This window comes from Desulfovibrio sp. JC010, from assembly GCF_010470675.1.
GTDB lineage: Bacteria > Desulfobacterota > Desulfovibrionia > Desulfovibrionales > Desulfovibrionaceae > Maridesulfovibrio.
The window spans coordinates 138823-156405 of record NZ_VOIQ01000010.1 but is presented as its reverse complement, the minus strand read 5'-3'; the positions used below and the strand labels follow the sequence as shown (position 1 = coordinate 156405).

Below are 17583 nucleotides of genomic sequence, written 5' to 3'. Positions count from 1 at the left end.
GTCTCGCAACAGTGTAGCTGGGTACAAAAGGCCACTACATAAAATAGTGAAAAGCTAATTTTCCAAAACAGCTATAGCAGCTTTCAAGTTGTCCGGTGCAAGATGGGCATACCGCTCAGTCATAGCCAGAGTGGAATGGCCCATGAGCTTTGCTACGGTGTAGAGCGGAGTGCCTCGCTGAACCAGCCAGCTTGCAAAAGTGTGGCGCAGGGTATGGAAAACAACTTTCTGCCTGCGGTCGTCGATACCGACATTTAAGCCCAGCTCGTCAACTGCTTCATTGAAAAGTCTGGAGACCTCATTAAGTTTTTCGCCGCGTTGTGCGCTGAATACCGGCTTCTGGTCGGGGGCGACCTGTTTGCGCATTTCCCGGAGTTGCAGCTTGACCTGTTTGGTCATGAAAGCATGGCGGGAAAATCCATTCTTGGCATCACGTATCAAAATCATATCTTCTGCGAAGTTTAAGTCGCGCCATTCAAGCTCAATGATTTCACCTGCCCGCAGTCCGCAGTAAAGGGAAATCAAAGATACACTATGCAGTAAAGGGTTCCTTTCCTGCAAAATTTCAAGGAGCTGAACAGCTTCATCTTCTGAAAGGAATCGTGTTCTCCGGTTGTCCATTTTGGGCATTTTGATTTTTTTGACTGGATTATCGCCTTTGAAAATATCCAGATTCTTGGCAACATTGTATACTTGGCGCACGGTCGCAAGCGCATACTGTATGGAGCGGGGGCTGAGTTCTTTCTCAGCCATGTTGATTTTTATTTTTTCAAGGTCAGTGGCTGAGACACCGGCAAAGGGGATTTTGCCAATGGCCGGTGAAATCCAGATGCGATGCAAACTTTCTTCTCGCTTCCATGATTTGGCTGCTTTGTTGGCTTCCGCTTGTGGTCGATAAAATTGCTCCCAGATTTCATCAAAGGTGATACCTTTGGCTTTCTCTGCTTTTGCGTGTGCTTCCTGTTCTTCGAGTTCAAATGCGGCCATTTCCTTTTTTTGCTTCAGCGTCTGGGGGAATTTGCCCTGCGTCTGGTTGACTTTAAGCTCGCTGAGAATGTTTGCCGCATCCTGTGCTTTGATACCTTGAGTGGCCCAGCCGATGGCTTCGGTTTTGGTCTTGCCTTTATACTTGTAGGTGATGGTGTAATATTTGTCCGGCTGGATGCCGTGTTTGCGGGTTTCATGCTCCCGGTAGCGAACTCCGGGGAACTTTGTTTTATTCCATTTCGATCTTGTTGCCATTTTTATCTCCAAGTTTTTGTACAACTCCTGTACAACTTTTTTGGAGGATGGACAATGATCACAAGTGATGATTTATGAAGGTTTTCTAGTATAAAATTCAATAAAAACAAAGTTTAAGTTGGTTTAAATTAAATCTCGTGATTTATTGTGAAGCTTGATAGAACGGACTCAAAATCCGCCGGGTTCACGCCCTTGCGAGTTCGAGTCTCGCTCCCGGTACCAGATATTACAAGGACTTACAGCTTTTATGCTGTGAGTCCTTTTTTTGTTGGGGTAAAATCTGCCCCACTCCTGCCCCACTTTTATAGGTTAAAGCAGATGATAGTCAGTGATGTTTTCGTCAGCTTTCGCCCTTTCTCAATTGTTCGCCATGAGTCTTTTTTAGTGTGTCCTAGAATATTCACTATTAATATTCTGAGTGTATGCTTAATTATTGATAATGAGTAATTTTAGTATGTTTAAAATATTCACTATTAATATTCTGAGTGTGTGCTTAATTATTGATAATGAGTAATTTTAGTATGTTTAAAATATTCACTATTAATATTCTGAGTGACTGCTTAATTATTAATAATGAATATTTTTAATATGTATATAATATTCACTGTAAATATTCTGAGTGTTTTATTAATATTGCTAATGTATTTTTTGAGTATATATTATGCATTTGCGTCTAATTGTGATGTTAAATATTAATTATGAATATTAAATTATGTGGTTTGATCTTGTTTTGTATAAAAAATTCATAATTAATATTTTAAAGTATATGAGAAAAATCAAAAAAGCTATTGACACAACAGTGAGTGTTGTCTAGCATGGTTTGCATGTTTTCGGTATTGCTGTGCTGAATGTAATGGTTTTTCAGTGCATGCTTGTTATATAACATTAACTAATGGAGTTGTGACTCTTATGTATGTGAAAAATTTGAGCACTGAGTTAAATCATGTGCTTCCATCTGTGCTTTGACGTTCGAAGTGGGCTGAATATCGAAAAGAATTCGGTGTCCCGTATACACGTGGAAGCTTGGCTAATCTTGATTCTAGTGGAGCAGGCCCTGTGAAGGGGGTCGAAGCCGGGAAAGTCTACTACCTGAAAAGAGATTTTTTGGAATGGCTAGATGCGTTGTAGGTTTCAGGTATTGAATCTGCGAGATGTCGGTTGTGCTAAAGCAGGCCGTAGCATCTTATTTTTAAACTTTGTAACATGAGAAGGAAAAATTATGAATGTAATAGATTTTAACTGTACTTCTGTGCCATTCGATAAAAATGAATGAGCAATATTGAAGGTTGCGACTAGTAGTCGCATAAGTAGTGTTTTTGGTAATTACTATGGGTGTATAGCATCTTGTAACTATAGAGGAATGGTTAATGAATTTGTAAATGTTGATACAGATCAAACTTGCTACGGTAAAGAACCTGCAACGATTGCTTCGGTGATAGAAGGTAGTGTCGCTAAAGCCTTAGGTAAAGGTGTTTTGGTTTGTACAACAAATTCATTACTAGTTGACGTGATCGATCGTGGGCTGATTTATAAGTGAGAAGCTGATGGATGAACAAGAAGTCAGGGGCGAGAATTGGCCTTTGCTGAAAGCTGGAAAGAGCTACATCGTGTAATTCAAGGGCAAAAGGTGAAATTCGTGAATGTTGGCTTAGACTTTGTACAGGATGAAAAAAACTATATCACTGAAGTAGTAAGAGATGCTTATATTAAATATGGTATGGGTCGCCCATTGCAAAGGGAAAGTCCTTGAATTAATTAGTTAAAAGTCGGGTTGAAAAGCTATGTGTTGGGCTGATCTAAATCAGTTAAATGTAATAGTTGAAACAGCCCGTCTTTATTGTGACAGGTTGGAATATTGATATCGATACTAGCTTTAAAGTTAGTAAATGTTGTTAGAAAATAAGTGGTTATGACGAATTAATCCGAAACAAAATAATGTTTATGGTATGGTGAGGGTTTCGATTACGTGGTTAACATTTATTCTGATTCAATGATTTCAAAATGTCCTATTAATGAAGAGAGGGGAAAATGAAAAAGAGAGAAGGAAAGAATAGAGAAATAAAAAAAAGGGTAATACATTAAATACCTTGATAGGTTTAATGGTTTCTTCTTCAATACTTTAAACAAAGGAATATAAAATGATTAAATTTGACAATAACGATTATCAACTGATGAAGAGTATTCATCTGGTTTGAATGAAATTTTTCAACATTGATGATGACCTTAATGCAATTATGACCCCATGCGCTGACGAACTTTGTGGCATTGCTGGCGTTAATCAGATGTTTAAATATAAAACCACCCGCTTAAAAGCACGGGACTTAATTAACCAATTGATCCTCAATACACTTATTCTGATTGATGAAGGCGCAGATGCCATCACACTTTCACGGGATAAAAATTACTGAGTATCATCAAATCCCAGAAATCCTCGTGGATATTCCAAATGGGTTATGTCAGTTATGGATCAGCTTGAGGAATTCAAGTTGGTTCGGATCTGTCAGGGGAAAACATTTGAACTCCCAACTGAATCTGAGGAGTCTGAGGATGATGACCTTAAATATGAAAGCATCAGATCTTTTTTTCTTCCAAAATTGGAATTGATCAGCATTATTCAAAGTCATCTCTCTGGAAAAATTGATCTTTCTAGTCTGCAACTCATAAGAAATCCAATTTCAGTCAAAAAGATCTGGAAGGCCCCAGTCAAGGGTAAAAAGGGGAAGAAGCGCAGGCAATCAAAATTCATACCTTATGAACATTTTGAAGGTGAAATTGTCCTGCATGATCTAAACGGGTTCAAATTTTATTTCAGTTCTGAGCAGCAAGAAGGATTCATCACAGCTTACAATACCTTCCTATCGAAGTTTCATTTTTCAATGGACGAACTAACCCCAGAGCAGCAGTATGGATTAGAAATGTGCCGTCGTCAGTATCCAGATGCTTTTCGGTTTCCGTATCTTCGAAGATCATTCAATTACGATGAATCCACAGGTCGTTATTTCGCCTGAGGTGGACGTTGGTACGGTCATTGGGTTCAGTGTCTTTGGCAGAAGAAACTGTGTAAAAGTGGACTGCCATACCACTTACGCAAGCAGGTTTTAATCAATTATTCAAAGGTGATTGAGCTTGACTTTTCGAGCTATCATTTAAACCTCTTGTACGCTCTTGAGGGTATAGTCCCACCACATGGTGATCTTTACACTATTCCGGGATTTGAACCCCTTCGTCCCTATGTAAAAAAATCAATGTTGATTATTTTCAATACACGGGGGAAAAGGGCTGCCTACGAAGCAATCAGGAAGGCAGTACCCAGAGGTAAACTTGAGGATTGGGAGATTTGAAAAATACTTGATAGTCTCACTCAACATCATGCCCCGATCAAGAAGTACTTCTTCACCGAGACAGGTAGATCAATCCAATGTCTTGATTCACTCATCGTATCAAGGATACTTTCACGATGTATGGAGCTAGGTAAACCGTGCATTCCGATTCATGACAGCTTTTTAATGAAGGCTGAAGACGAAGAATTCCTTCATGGTCTGATGCTCTCTGAATTTCAGAGTGTGCTAAATACTACTAACGAAATTAAGATCGGTTAGCGACTACCCCAGAGAAGAGGCAGTCCCGTAATGGGGCTGCCATCTTGATTTATCCTACCCCAGAATAACATCTGAGAGACCGTCAGACAGCCCTCATGGGGTTAAAACCGACGCAAGAGGCTATCAATCAGAAGCTACCCAAGTATCGTCCGCGAAATGGCGAAAAACACACGGAGCTTTTCTTCGTCCGCCTGCTCAATTCTAGATATGAGTTTATCTCTCATCTCACCTGCATCAATTTGAAATTCTTCCATATTGAAAAGATCTGAAACAGACATATCCAAGGCCCTTGCGAGCGTTTCTATGCTCGACAGTGAAGGGTTCCTTTTGCCGCGCTCAATATCGGAAATGTACTGAACCGACATATCTGCGGAGTCCGCTAATTTTTCCTGAGTAAGATCCATCCTGCGACGGATATCACGTAGCCGTTTACCAAATGCATCTTGAAGTGTTGTCATCGTCGCCTCCTTAAGGCTGACAATGGTAGTGAATGGTATGATGATTAATAATCAACAGTGGTATGAATTTTGCTCATATTTTTTCTACGAAAGACGAAGTTGATTCGATTTGTGTTGTTTCAAGGGTTCCTGTTGACCTGAGTCGGAAAAAATTTCCTGTTGAGGAGTTCGTAGAAAATGGTCTTGTCGATAAATCACAATTTAATGGCATCTTCTGCCGCTAAATCTTTGAGTAAACATTACGGTTCGCTGGGAGTTTCGACACGAAGGTTGTCCTCAGGTCTTCGGGTTGGCACCGCCGCAGACGATGCCGCAGGTCTGGCAATACGTGAACTGATGAGGTCTGACATTGCCTCACACCAACAGGGGGTACGAAATATCAATGACGCAATTTCCATGATTCAGACAGCTGATGGTGCTCTCTCCGTCATTGATGAAAAGCTTATCCGAATGAAAGAACTCGCCACTCAGGCCGCTACAGGCACGTACAATGCTGACCAGCGTCAAATTATTAATGATGAATTTCAGGCCATGAAAAATGAGATTCAGCGGATCAGTGAAGCCACAGACTTCAACGGGATCAAAATTATTAATGATGAAGTTTTGGGATTTGAAATGGACCCGCAACAGATTAATACTTCCGGCTTCGGTGGAGTTGGCAATGTTGAAGGGTCTATAGTCTCATATAATGGGCAACTATATGCCGCTGACAACCGAAGTCGAGTTTATCGTTACGATGGCGGGAGCACATGGACTCCGATTGTTCCGAACGCAGATAACAGGTTGAGTCCAACTGGCGGAGCTACGGGATTAAAAATAATCGATGGTAAGTTGACTGCTCATTCATCAGATTCTGCTACTGGCGGCAAGATCCACCAGATGGACAGCAATGGAAACTGGGTGCAACTGTTTAACAATGGAATTACAGGAGACACCACGAATAGAGGTGGTATTATTGAAGAGTTTAGCGGTGTTACTTATGTTTCTGCCTCTAACCCCACCACAGGAGGCTCTTTATACAGAGTCAACGGCGATGAGCTAACCATGCTCGCCGAGGACGGATTCGGAGACCCTGATAACTATGGACTCAGATTTACCGATCATAATGGGACTCTGTATGCAGGCTCCTCGAATAACAGCGGTTCTGTGATTAAACAGTATGACGGCTTGACTGGCGAGTGGAGCGATGTAGATTTACCCGGATTTAATAGCAATGACATTAGGGTAAGATTCAGTGAGGTTGATGGTGACCTATACGTTTCTACCCGTAACGAGATTGAAGGTGCAAAAGTCTACGAGCTAACTGAATTCGGTTGGAAAACTATTACCCTAGATGGTTTCGGCGATCCGAATAACATTACTGCCGAGGTTTATAATGTTGCGGGTGTTCCAGTTATCTCTACACGAAACGACGTAACAGGCGGCAATTTTCTGTCCGAAAGCGATGGAGAATGGAATGAGACAGCGCAGGATGGGTTAGGCAATGCCAACAACTTATTTTTTCAGTTTATCGAAACCAGCGGTGATGAGGTGTATGCGTCCAGTTTTAACCTTACAGATGGTACCGAGATCTACAAACTTGGCGAAGTGAGCAGCACAGGTCCATTGATCCACTTCGGTGCAGGGAATGACGCTGCTGAAGATTTTTATCGAATAACTTCCGGTGATGCTGGAATATCAGATTCAGGGTTAGGGATTGGCAACCTCAATGTCGCGAGCCAGACAGCCGCACAGTACTCACTTGCTGCTATTGATGATGCAATCATCAAGAAGGATAAAATCAGGGCCAACCTTGGGGCCACACAGAACCGTCTTGAAAATTCCGCTACGAATATTTCGATTCAAGCTGAGAACCTACAGGCTGCTGAATCTCGAATTTCTGACGTTGATGTAGCTAATGAAATGACCGAGTTCACGAAAGATCAGATTCTATCACAGTCAGCAACGGCGATGCTCGCGCAAGCGAACTCCATGCCGAGAACCATTCTTCGGCTAATTGAAGGCGGATAACAGGAAACTTCCCCGCATCATAAAAAAATCATTACGAATATTTTTTCCAGACTGAGAATTGCTTCATACTGAACCCTGAAGGTAAAAACAATATCATATCAACTCACATATTTTTCAATGTAACAAGCCATCCGTTCAGTATGTTTTAAAAAATAACGTTAACGTAACGTAACTTTTTTATAAATAAAGGTAGAATTAAAACTATGGTAGTATCTTAAAGTAATGTAATTTGAAATATGACTAATAAAGAGATCTGCCATATCAATACAATCAGGAGTAAAAAATGAAAAATAACATTAAACTTAATGTATACGTCGATGAAGGTCTTTGTGAAAGTCTTAAGGTTCTTGCGGAGTCACATGATAAATCTGTGAGTTCCTACTGTAACCGTGTTCTTAATATTTGATTAAGAGATGTCATTAAAGGTGTACACGGATCTGACACATCTGAATTCTGACCTGAAAGTTACGTTGGTGAAGGTGTTCCAGAGATTCTGAAGCAGGCAGTAATGGAAGCAAACCCTGAGACCTTGATAAGGCCCAGAGAGTAGGTGTGCATGTGGCTTAGTAGTGATGTGATGGTTGATTGATATGCTTGTGTGCTGAGAATCTGTTCAGGTATATCAATCTACTGTGACCATATCCTTTACCTATTGATATGAACAGGGGTGTTGTAGTTGCTCGTTTAGGTATGGGTATATGATACATACCTAATGCGCTGCCTTATAGGTCTCATATACGTCACATGCACGCTATATGAGACAGTTCTCACTTGCCTCCTAATTATTAAGATAATTCTCTTTAATTAAACAACGTATGAATATGGGGTTCATATGGGGTAGTTGTATATAGAGTGTGAACATTGAATTAGAACATCAGCTTGCTAAGGGGTAATGCCTCAGATTTAAAGTGCTAGTTTAGAGTCTAGCTCACACTTACAGTTTACAAATTCTATAAATGTGTTAATATAGGGTTGTATTGATAGTTTATTTACATATGTAAGCTGGTGTTTAAGATTTCAAATTAACACTTCATGAGAGGGTGAGTATGGGTGCACGTGTCGGATATGTTCGAGTGAGTTCCTTGTTGCAAAATACTGAACGGCAATTAGCAGACATTGATTTGGATCGGGTGTTCGAAGACCGTATTTCAGGCAAAGATAAAAACCGCCCTGCACTGTCAGACTGCCTTTCTTACCTTCGAGAGGGTGATACCTTATATGTGCATAGTATTGATCGTCTGGCACGAAACCTCAGAGACCTTCAAAATATTGTTGATGAACTTTCCGAGAAGGGTGTCGCGGTCCATTTTATGAAAGAAAATTTGATTTTCAATGGTCAGGTTTCGCCCCTTCAACAGCTGATGTTTCAAATGCTGGGCGCATTCGGTGAGTTCGAACGAAATCTGATTCGTGAAAGACAGGCCGAGGGCATCGCCATTGCCAAGCAAAAGGGGAAATATAAAGGCCGCAAACGGGCTTTAAGTAACGATCAGCTGACAGAGATAATTGAAAGAAAATCTAACGGTGAAAAAGTGACCCATCTCGCACGTGAGTTCGGTGTTTCGCGGGTGACAATTTATAAAAATATTGGTGATCAAAAAAATCCTACAGCTCAAATTTAAATTTCATAATTCATGGAGGCTGCATGTCAAAACGCAAAAAATTCTTAAAGAAAAAAATGCAAGATTATGTCGATAGAACTGCCCCTCTGAGAAATCTTCACTGCGAACTTTTTCCTGAAGAATATGATCACGTATATGACTCCATCGCTGATGCCCAAGACAGAGCACGAGGCGTGTCGCCTATGCGCCAAGAATACATTGATAAGGTTAATGCTCGCAGGCGTAAGGTGGGCGTTAAGCCCTACGAATTGAAGGACAATTCACCTGAGATTGATGTTCTCAATATGGAGTCTGAGGTAATGATAAATTCTTGGGAATACTGCCAAAAAGTTCTTAACGGTGAGATTGAAAAAGGTGTTAAATGCAACGCTATTTAAAATTTAATTATGCATATAGAATGCTTACTCAATTTTGAATGATCAAAATTCTTTTAAAGAAACGGTCTTTTAAGCTTTATGTAAAGAACCCCGCTCCTATTTGAAGCGGGGTTCGTGTTTGTATTGGTGGTCTTTAAACCACCCCAGACCTTACCCTACCACACCAAACCAGACCTTGCCTGACCGAACCTCACCTAACCACACCCTGCCTTAAGCTTAGGTGTACCGATGAAACGATTTCATGAACTGTTTCGTTGGTAGTGAAGAACTTTTAAATCTGCTGCGCACTAATGTCAAATAAAAATATGTATTTTATGCGAAAAAAATGAATTTAGCTATATTAATTACGAATATTTTATATTCATAACTAATATTTTTTGAAATCTTAGATTTGCTCCTTATTTAAACATTCTGAGGTGAGGCAGGGCTTACCACTCAGAGAGACCAATTGACGGTGCGAAGGGGTAAAGAATGCGAATGAGCAGGGCTTCTATCAGTTGAGGTCACACTCAATGGATTTATCACTGAGCCTTTTTCACTCTGGAATTAAGAGGAATATAATATTTAATGGAGAGGTAATAATCAATCTTTGCAAAGTCAGTTCATTGTACTCCTTAATAGGAAGTGGGTTGAAATTACGAATTACTTTAGCACATGAACAAAGCTTCTTGACATATTATAAATGTTTCGCTCACAGTGTGGTGGGTATCTGCTGAAAAGTAATTGCCTTTTTGTCGGTGCTCCATCGATGATTATTGTACGTTGCCATGCTGGCTATCACCGCCTGTTCGACGGCTCTGGTTGACTTTAACGCCATGAGCTGCGCAGCATGTAGAATTATACAGCAGATACCCTAACAATGCGAGATTGCCGTGAAGAGAAAAGAAAGTTTAAAGCAATTACGACGCATAACAAGTCTTCATCAATTCGCAACTTACCTCGGATTCACTCCTAAAGACTTTGGTTACATCCTGTATGGATTACATGGCGGCCCAAACGGACAATATACTGATTTTACGATTAAAAAGAGAAACGGAACCGATAGAAATATCTCAGCACCTACAACAGCATTAAAGGCAATTCAGAGGTCATTAGCAATAAGGCTTTCTGGAGTATATGAGCCTAAAAAAGCAGCCTATGGCTACATAAAAAAATCTGACAATAATCAAGATAAAACAGTATTCGGAAATGCCTTAGTCCATTCTAAGAAACGATACGTATTCAACGTTGACTTGAAAGATTTCTTTCCATCTATCCATTTCGGAAGAGTTATGGGGCTTTTTCGATCTAATCCATATAAATTAGACCGCAGTATCGCAATACTCATTGCCAAGATTGCGTGTTATAATGACTTTCTTCCTCAAGGCTCGCCATGTTCTCCTATAATTTCGAACATGATCTGTTCGCATATGGACCGAGATCTAAGCGATCTCGCGAAAAATTATCGCTGTTACTACACGAGATATGTCGACGACATAACGTTTTCGACGAATGTTAAGGATTTTCCTGAAGATATCGCTTTTTTTGATGGAATCTGGAATCCGGGAGAAGGTTTGGTTGAAATAATTGATGACCATGGTTTCAAAATTAATGGTGAAAAAACATCATTGAGAACCCAATCTGATAGGCAAATAGTAACAGGTTTAACTGTGAACGACTTTCCAAACGTCAGAAAGCGGTCCATAAATCAAGTTCGTGCGATGCTTCATGATTGGAAAGTAAATGGCCTTGAATTGGCATATACCAAGTATATTGAAAAGTATGACACCAGAAACAACCAGCACGAAGAGGAAGATAAAACTGTCTTCGGGAAGATTATAAAGGGAAAGCTCGAATGGATAGGTTCTGTAAAAGACAAAAGGTTCGAAATAAACGAGAAGCATAAAGGCAATAAGGCAAAATTGAATAGGTTAGGCTACAGTAAGAATTTGTTAGAGCGTCAATCGTATAAAAAATATATTGAGCGTTTAAAACACCTTACTATTAACGAAAGTGACATGGTTACTGTTTTGGGTGAAGGCCAAACAGACTGGATGCACCTTAAGACAGCATATAAAAGATTGTGTAGTGATCCTGAACTGTCGTTTCCAATATATTTTTACCCGCACAGCAGAAAAGAAAAAGGTGGGGAAGATAACCTATGGACGTTTTGCTCAACTGCAAAAGATCATTATGTGACATATCGTCATCCAGTAGTATGTGTATTCGATTGTGATCTTGAAAGAATTAATAATAAGCATAAAGGTAAAAAGTTTATCGACCATGGCAATAATGTGTTTTCCATTCTTCTCCAAAAGCCAGAAGGTTCTATTTACGAAAAATATGCAATAGAACAGATATACGATTTACACGATATGCTGAAAACTGATGAGTACGGAAGGAGGTTATATTTAAGCTCTGAATTTGATGGTAATTCAGTTCACAAAATGAACCCAAATATTTTTTCCAAGAAAAAAACATCTAACGATGAAAAGATTGTCGATAATGAAGTTTTCCTAAGGAAGAAGGATGGTACGGAAAAGAGTATTGCGCTCAGTAAGACTAATTTTGCGGTTTCGATTGCTAGAGGAATTCAACCGTTCAGAACGATGAACTTTTCTGGGTTTATGCCAACATTTTTAAGAATTAAAGAGATATACCAACTTCATATTTCAGATAGTAGCCACTAGCAATCAGTAGTATTTAAACTCCACGGACTTAAAATCAAGAGCATTTAACTTCCAAATATTATATGAGTGAAGACATGCACAGCATCAGTAATGTTCAGCAGCGATTTGCCCTGATTGAAGAAAGCAATGAAGTCAAGCTAGTATTGCTTGAAGCTTTAGCAACGTACTCAAAAGGAAACTTGTCCCTCTCAGGTTACGATGTTTTCTTGTCGCATATGTCTCTGGGGATTGAGAAGTTGAGTAAGTTGATTATCGCTACAGATGAATTTCTAAATAATGGTGAATTACAACGTAATAAAATAAAGTGTAAATATAGCCATAAAATATTAAAGATGAAGGATTTTATCATAACGCTGTATAGTAATGATGGTTGCCGATCTAAACGACTCGACTATGAATTTGTTACTTCAGATGAAATGATAAATCGAATACTAAGCATTTTACAAGAATACTTGTTTGTTGGGAAATTCGACACTATCAATATTTTGGAAAATCCTAATCAAGAATCTATTAAAGAACAGTGGATAGAGCTTGAAGAAGAAGTGATAAGGGGGCATGACTACAACTTATCACAGCAAATTAAATCAGCAGTGATATTAGGAACAATAGAACGCTATATTCGCGCCTTGGTAAGACTTCCATATTTTGACTGCATGAATGAAGATTCGAAACAACTACTATCTCCACTGATGACATTTCTTTACGCTAATGACTCTGAATTAGGCGTACATGATTACGAGTATATTCTTAAGCGCGAGAATGGGCAACTTCCTACTCCGATTAACAACATATCTGAACAGGATTTCATCAAAAAATACGGCAAAGTATATACGCGACAGCAAGTTACGAAAGATGAATTTGGTGAAGATTGGCCTTTCATTTTTGATACTGCGATTGTCGAATGTCGGGATAGCAACTGCGCCATGATTGTTATCGACAATCATTACTTCAGGCTAAATGGCACCGCCGGATCACGCTACCAGCTATCATCGCCACACTCGGCGGGGGTTGCAAAGGAAGGAATGTCGATTGGGACATTTATTGAATTAGCGTTTGAACTGTGGCCTAAGGCTGATTATCTTAAGAATATTTAACACTAAGTAATGACATGACAAATGAAATGTACAACGATGTCGTAATTAAACTTTAACTATAATTTATTTGCACATGCTTTAACTGTGCTCCTGATTTGATCATAGCAATTAAAGAGTAGCAGTAAATCACACTTGATTAGCAAATACTGCTGTATTCATATGTGGTTATTATAACCTAGCACGCCTAACAACATTAACCATGAAAATGAATATCAAGATTTCACGATAACAAGACTCAGAAAATATGGATTGAACTATGGATATTTTTAATGCAGTGAATTTAACTGTAGGACTTACTGGTAGTGTCGCTTCAATCGCAAGTTTGTTGATTCCAAGGAACAATAAAAACACGAAATTGATTCATGCCATTTATATTTTTATGTTTATTGTCTCAGTCGGAGTTGGCGTAAATTATTACAATAAATATAGCCGTACGATTAATGCCAAAAAATCTGCACAACAAATGGTCGAAAACCGTAATATGCATTACACTCATCGAGGGTACATACTTGCAACACTGTCATTTCTTGAAAAGAACAAAGATTTATTTCCAGACACATACGAAAGAGCAAAGTTAATGTGCGAAAAAAATCATATAATTGACAATGTTGCAGATTCTGACTCTGTACACATTGTAGAGATTAGCTTTGCATTTGAGGGATTACTTAAAGGCATTATTGATATCTCTCCACAAGATTGAGGATTGCAAATAAACCTTTTAAACTTTCACCAGATACTTCTTCGCAACCCATCCAGATATAGCATCTCCTGACAGGGGATCTCTATACAGGATTAATGCCATTTTTCCTTTTGTGTCTATGACTTGTACGGCAACAGCAGGTCGTAACCTGTAGACGACAGGGCTTTTCAACTTTGGATTACTATGAACCCTTAAAGATGTCTTCACTTTTACAACACGAACACTATAGAGATTGTAACCGCCTTGTTTTAGCTCCTCTTTTACTGCCTTCAACTCTATTCGCAGTTCATTGGCAGTTAAGGAAGAGCTAGGATAATACCAAGTGTTCCACAAATTCTGAATGATGCAAGCAACTATAGTAGTAAGAACAAATTCTATTACAGCTATAACATTTGGTTTGACTAATTCTCTCTTAAAATATTCAATCTGCAAATATATTTGATCAACTACACCTATCCAAAATACGAAAAAACTTTCTTTAATAGTGCAAGTATTTTCATTTAGAATTAATGTTTGATTAACAGTCTCTGCAATGTAATCAGATGCTTCCCCGAACTCCTCATCACTTACTAGGTTGTTTTCATCATAAATGCATGCGTACGTCTTCCTAGAAATTGCTCCCCAATCATAACTGCTTAAAAATGCCTGCAAATGATCAGATTGACCGTTACACCAATTCTCAAAAGCAGATGAACCGAGGAGCTGCGTGTTGCCGAAAGCCTTAACAGAATCGCCAACTTCTACTCCATACAGTGCTTCTCTAGCCCCCCTCAAAATAGCAGTGTTTCCAATCATGGCTGCTTTTATTGCTCCACCAATCTCAGTATTTTTTATGGCATCCCCAATACCAGCATTTTTTATGACGTCGCCAACGCCAGCATTTTTTATGACGTCACCAATTGTGGGCACACTTGCGAACGGACTGCTTTGAAACGTTGAGAAAGTATCTAGTTGCTTCTGCATGCTCGGAGGAATCACTCTATCAATCATTGAGTTATACTCGCTGACAGCACTGCCAATATTAACAACAGAATTAAATGCAGAATTATCAAACATTTCAAAAGCATGAAAAGGTAAATTGTCCATCGTTCCTCCTTATAATTCACATGAGCATTATCTCCATTATTATGGAGTGTCTAGTGAAGGGAAAAACACGACAAGCTATTTGAATCGCATGCCCTGTTCACTAGCACCATCTCACAAAAAATATTCATAACGAATATTTTACCCAAGCTGAGAATTAGGATCTAAGGATAAGAAGCATTGAGGAGAAGCCAGAGTTACGGTGAGAGATGTTAAGCTCTTGTACGGCCTTGTAGAGGCAAAGAATCGATAAGAATGGGTGGCAGCCGCAAGGCACACCTAAAAATGGATACCAACCCAACAATCAGACATAATTTTTGGGTAGGCGGATAAGAACAGTCACCCTTTGTCACTCAGCGTCATGTGAAAAGGTCGTACAGGAGTTGTACAACCCGGAAAAACAAAAAATAAAAGGCGTTAGGCTAAACGTCTAACACCCTGTATTTACCGTGGTAGGCCACCAAGGACTTGAGCCTTGAATAACGGATTAAGAGTTTCGGGGTATCCTAAATCATCCCGAAAGAATTCTCCCCAGTCCCTCCACTGCCTTAGATTTTGTCGCGTTGACTGTATGCGTATACCGAGCAGCCATTTGTGTAGTTGACCAGCCGAAAAGGTCTTGAAGTGTTCTTATGTCAACTCCAGCAATGAGCATTAGTGTCGCTGCTGTATGTCTGAGGTTGTGGAATGAAAGCCTTTCTTTAGAGCTTTCAATGCCATCGTTAAATCCCAATTTTTTAACGGTTTCTCTGAATGCCCAAGGTTGCTCTTTCCATTTTTCACCTTTGTTATTGGGGAAGACAAGGTCAGCACCACTTCCTTGTTCTTGTCGTGACAGCATATTGAAAAGATCATCTGTCATAGGAAAAGTGCGCGGTTTGTGTGTCTTGGTATGGATGACTGTTAGTGTTCGTCTGACAAGGTCAACATTTCTCCATGTGAGAGAGCTAAGTTCTCCCAAGCGTGCCCCTGTGTTTACTGCGGCGAGTGTCAGGTCGTGAGCGCGTGTGTCGCGGCTCGCGATTTCTTCGAGAAGAATTTTTACTTCTTCTGGTTTGAGAAAGCGTGTTCTTTCGTTATCAATTTTGCCCAGTTTTATCGCTTTCCGTGGACAGTCTCCTGAAGCCAGATTGCGCTCTTTGGCGTGGTTCCAGACGATTCGAAAAGTGCTTAATACATGCTGAATCGTTCTTTTTGATCTCCCTTTGTCATTTAAATTCTGAACAATTATGGCGAGGTCGTCAGGCGTAATCTCCTTTATGATCATATCCCCGACAACGGGAGCAATCCAGTCCCGTACATGCTGAAATTCTCCCTTATGAGTCTTAGGAGCTTTAGCCAGCTGAGCTTGGGGGTAATATGTATTATGAAAAAAATCTGAAAATGTGACGTTCTCTCGATCTTGTTTCGCCCGTTCACGTGTCTCTTGGTCCCGCCGCTCTTTTAAGGTTCTAGGACCGCGACCGAGCTTATTGGCTTGAATCAGTTCATTGCGTATAATTGACGCCTTTTCAGCGGTCATTCCCTCAGAGGACCATCCAACAGATTCTTCGACCTTTTTTTCTGCGGTCGTATAGCGTATGAAGTAGTCGCGGTCTTTTCTGACGCCATGTCGACGTGTCTGGTGTGGTCTGAATCGAACACCTCTGAAACTGGTAGGTTGTTTTTTCTCTGCCATGCTATGTTCTCCGTGCCCCACTTATGCCCCACTTTTTGAGCTTAAAGGAGATGTTAAGAGATGAAATGTGATGACGTTATACTATGAGTTAATCATTGATATTACAAGTTAATTGTTAAAAGTAGTGAAGGGTGCTGATAGATATTCTACAGACTCAAAATCCGCCGGGTTCACGCCCTTGCGAGTTCGAGTCTCGCTCCCGGTACCACTTGAAATTAAAGGGTTTTTCGCAAAAAGCGAAAGGCCCTTTTTTTATGTCCAAAACAGACTTCCCCACACTCTTCCCCATAAAATTCAAAAAAGTGAAAAAAGTTTGATTAAATCGAAACTTTTTCTGCTTGCTGTTCCCCATATTAAATTTACTGAGTGAGTTCAGTTAATTAGTTTGTTATTTGTAAATAAGATTCAGCTCGGTTAATGATGGCTAAGCCCGATAAAACTATGGAGAGATTGAGCATGAATGAACCGCAAGGTGTTAAGACCAAGTCCAAACCTGTTAAAGAAACAAACCGTGAAATTTTGATTCAACCACTTAAAGACGAGCTGGGTGAAGATAAATGGATAGATGCAGTTATCCTGTTCCTTAGCTTGATTGGGTCTGTTCTTTTGGTTCAATATGGGCCGAATCCTTCGAACATGGCGTTTTTAGCTTATGCTTTTGTGTGTACCGTGATTGTTTGCGGAACAATTTGGTTGCTCAATCGTGTGGTATCTTATTTTGCTGAGGGCTTGAACTGGTTCGTAAAGTATGAAGTTCCGCGTAGAATATCAGCCTCAGAACTGAGAGTTCGATGGGACAGAACGTCTAGTGCTGATTTTACAAATGCTATTCTTGAAACCAGATTGCATGTCTATTTTCAATTTGAGTATAATTCCCAAAAATTCTCATTGCTGCGTTATTTTTATTCCTCATTTTTCCGTCAGGCCGAAAGATTGAATCGTCTTTTGATGAGCGGTGTTTTTTTGACTTAGATGAAGTTGAGCAGATTGAGCAGAAGTATCCTAGGTTTTCATCAAAATCAGACTTAGGCGGAGCAGCACAAGATTTACA

At 39.8% G+C, this 17583-nt stretch carries 14 protein-coding genes and 1 pseudogene; 11 read left to right on the top strand and 4 right to left on the bottom strand.

What is annotated here, in order from left to right:
* Positions 1-54: 54 nt before the first annotated feature.
* Positions 55-1242 carry a site-specific integrase gene (locus FMR86_RS12830; RefSeq protein ID WP_163351804.1) on the bottom strand — a complete coding sequence of 396 codons (1188 nt, stop codon included), beginning with the start codon at positions 1240-1242 and terminating at the stop codon, positions 55-57.
* Between the two features lie 1573 nt (positions 1243-2815).
* On the opposite strand from FMR86_RS12830, the gene FMR86_RS12825 reads away from it, so the two are divergent.
* The 3 genes from FMR86_RS12825 to FMR86_RS12815 all read left to right on the top strand — a co-directional run bounded on the left by FMR86_RS12825 (position 2816) and on the right by FMR86_RS12815 (position 4250).
* Positions 2816-2992, top strand: coding sequence for a hypothetical protein (locus tag FMR86_RS12825; protein WP_163351803.1), 177 nt, complete (start codon positions 2816-2818; stop codon positions 2990-2992).
* Positions 2993-3437: 445 nt separating this feature from the next.
* The gene (locus FMR86_RS12820) at positions 3438-3650 is read left to right on the top strand and encodes a hypothetical protein (RefSeq protein ID WP_163351802.1); all 213 of its coding nucleotides are present in this window, start codon (positions 3438-3440) and stop codon (positions 3648-3650) included.
* Between the two features lie 54 nt (positions 3651-3704).
* Positions 3705-4250: a hypothetical protein gene (locus FMR86_RS12815; protein WP_163351801.1), complete on the top strand. Its 546-nt coding sequence runs from the start codon at positions 3705-3707 to the stop codon at positions 4248-4250.
* Between the two features lie 725 nt (positions 4251-4975).
* Here the strand turns inward: FMR86_RS12815 and FMR86_RS12810 are convergent.
* Positions 4976-5299, bottom strand: coding sequence for a helix-turn-helix domain-containing protein (locus FMR86_RS12810; RefSeq protein WP_163351800.1), 324 nt, complete (start codon positions 5297-5299; stop codon positions 4976-4978).
* Between the two features lie 177 nt (positions 5300-5476).
* Here FMR86_RS12810 and FMR86_RS20845 point away from each other — a divergent pair.
* The 7 genes and pseudogenes from FMR86_RS20845 to FMR86_RS12775 all read left to right on the top strand — a co-directional run.
* Positions 5477-5908 (top strand): annotated as a pseudogene (locus tag FMR86_RS20845) (flagellin); the annotation flags it as partial.
* Between the two features lie 6 nt (positions 5909-5914).
* Positions 5915-7309: a flagellin gene (locus tag FMR86_RS20585; RefSeq protein ID WP_373682482.1), complete on the top strand. Its 1395-nt coding sequence runs from the start codon at positions 5915-5917 to the stop codon at positions 7307-7309.
* Between the two features lie 1046 nt (positions 7310-8355).
* A complete protein-coding gene (locus FMR86_RS12795; RefSeq protein ID WP_163351799.1) occupies positions 8356-8931 on the top strand; it encodes a recombinase family protein in 576 nt (191 codons plus the stop codon).
* Between the two features lie 23 nt (positions 8932-8954).
* Positions 8955-9308, top strand: coding sequence for a hypothetical protein (locus FMR86_RS12790; protein WP_163351798.1), 354 nt, complete (start codon positions 8955-8957; stop codon positions 9306-9308).
* 872 nt (positions 9309-10180) lie between these two features.
* The gene (locus FMR86_RS12785; protein WP_163351797.1) at positions 10181-11977 is read left to right on the top strand and encodes a reverse transcriptase domain-containing protein; all 1797 of its coding nucleotides are present in this window, start codon (positions 10181-10183) and stop codon (positions 11975-11977) included.
* Between the two features lie 74 nt (positions 11978-12051).
* Positions 12052-13071 (top strand): hypothetical protein, encoded by a 1020-nt coding sequence (locus FMR86_RS12780; RefSeq protein ID WP_163351796.1) that lies wholly within the window; start codon positions 12052-12054, stop codon positions 13069-13071.
* A gap of 256 nt (positions 13072-13327) precedes the next feature.
* Positions 13328-13771: a hypothetical protein gene (locus tag FMR86_RS12775; protein ID WP_163351795.1), complete on the top strand. Its 444-nt coding sequence runs from the start codon at positions 13328-13330 to the stop codon at positions 13769-13771.
* 18 nt (positions 13772-13789) lie between these two features.
* Here the strand turns inward: FMR86_RS12775 and FMR86_RS12770 are convergent, their stop codons facing one another.
* Positions 13790-14857 carry an SH3 domain-containing protein gene (locus FMR86_RS12770; RefSeq protein WP_163351794.1) on the bottom strand — a complete coding sequence of 356 codons (1068 nt, stop codon included), beginning with the start codon at positions 14855-14857 and terminating at the stop codon, positions 13790-13792.
* A 508-nt stretch (positions 14858-15365) separates the two neighbouring features.
* Positions 15366-16532, bottom strand: a complete 1167-nt coding sequence (locus tag FMR86_RS12765) for a site-specific integrase (protein ID WP_163351793.1) — start codon at positions 16530-16532, stop codon at positions 15366-15368.
* Between the two features lie 456 nt (positions 16533-16988).
* On the opposite strand from FMR86_RS12765, the gene FMR86_RS12760 reads away from it, so the two are divergent.
* Positions 16989-17504 (top strand): hypothetical protein, encoded by a 516-nt coding sequence (locus FMR86_RS12760; RefSeq protein ID WP_163351792.1) that lies wholly within the window; start codon positions 16989-16991, stop codon positions 17502-17504.
* The last annotated feature ends 79 nt before the right edge of the window (positions 17505-17583 follow it).

Coding starts and splice junctions, on each gene's coding strand:
- FMR86_RS12830 (WP_163351804.1), bottom strand. CDS start 1,242: ATGGCAACAAGATCGAAATGGAATAAAACAAAGTTCCCCGGAGTTCGC.
- FMR86_RS12820 (WP_163351802.1), top strand. CDS start 3,438: ATGAAATTTTTCAACATTGATGATGACCTTAATGCAATTATGACCCCA.
- FMR86_RS12815 (WP_163351801.1), top strand. CDS start 3,705: ATGGATCAGCTTGAGGAATTCAAGTTGGTTCGGATCTGTCAGGGGAAA.
- FMR86_RS12810 (WP_163351800.1), bottom strand. CDS start 5,299: ATGACAACACTTCAAGATGCATTTGGTAAACGGCTACGTGATATCCGT.
- FMR86_RS20585 (WP_373682482.1), top strand. CDS start 5,915: ATGGACCCGCAACAGATTAATACTTCCGGCTTCGGTGGAGTTGGCAAT.
- FMR86_RS12795 (WP_163351799.1), top strand. CDS start 8,356: ATGGGTGCACGTGTCGGATATGTTCGAGTGAGTTCCTTGTTGCAAAAT.
- FMR86_RS12790 (WP_163351798.1), top strand. CDS start 8,955: ATGTCAAAACGCAAAAAATTCTTAAAGAAAAAAATGCAAGATTATGTC.
- FMR86_RS12780 (WP_163351796.1), top strand. CDS start 12,052: ATGCACAGCATCAGTAATGTTCAGCAGCGATTTGCCCTGATTGAAGAA.
- FMR86_RS12775 (WP_163351795.1), top strand. CDS start 13,328: ATGGATATTTTTAATGCAGTGAATTTAACTGTAGGACTTACTGGTAGT.
- FMR86_RS12770 (WP_163351794.1), bottom strand. CDS start 14,857: ATGGACAATTTACCTTTTCATGCTTTTGAAATGTTTGATAATTCTGCA.
- FMR86_RS12765 (WP_163351793.1), bottom strand. CDS start 16,532: ATGGCAGAGAAAAAACAACCTACCAGTTTCAGAGGTGTTCGATTCAGA.
- FMR86_RS12760 (WP_163351792.1), top strand. CDS start 16,989: ATGAATGAACCGCAAGGTGTTAAGACCAAGTCCAAACCTGTTAAAGAA.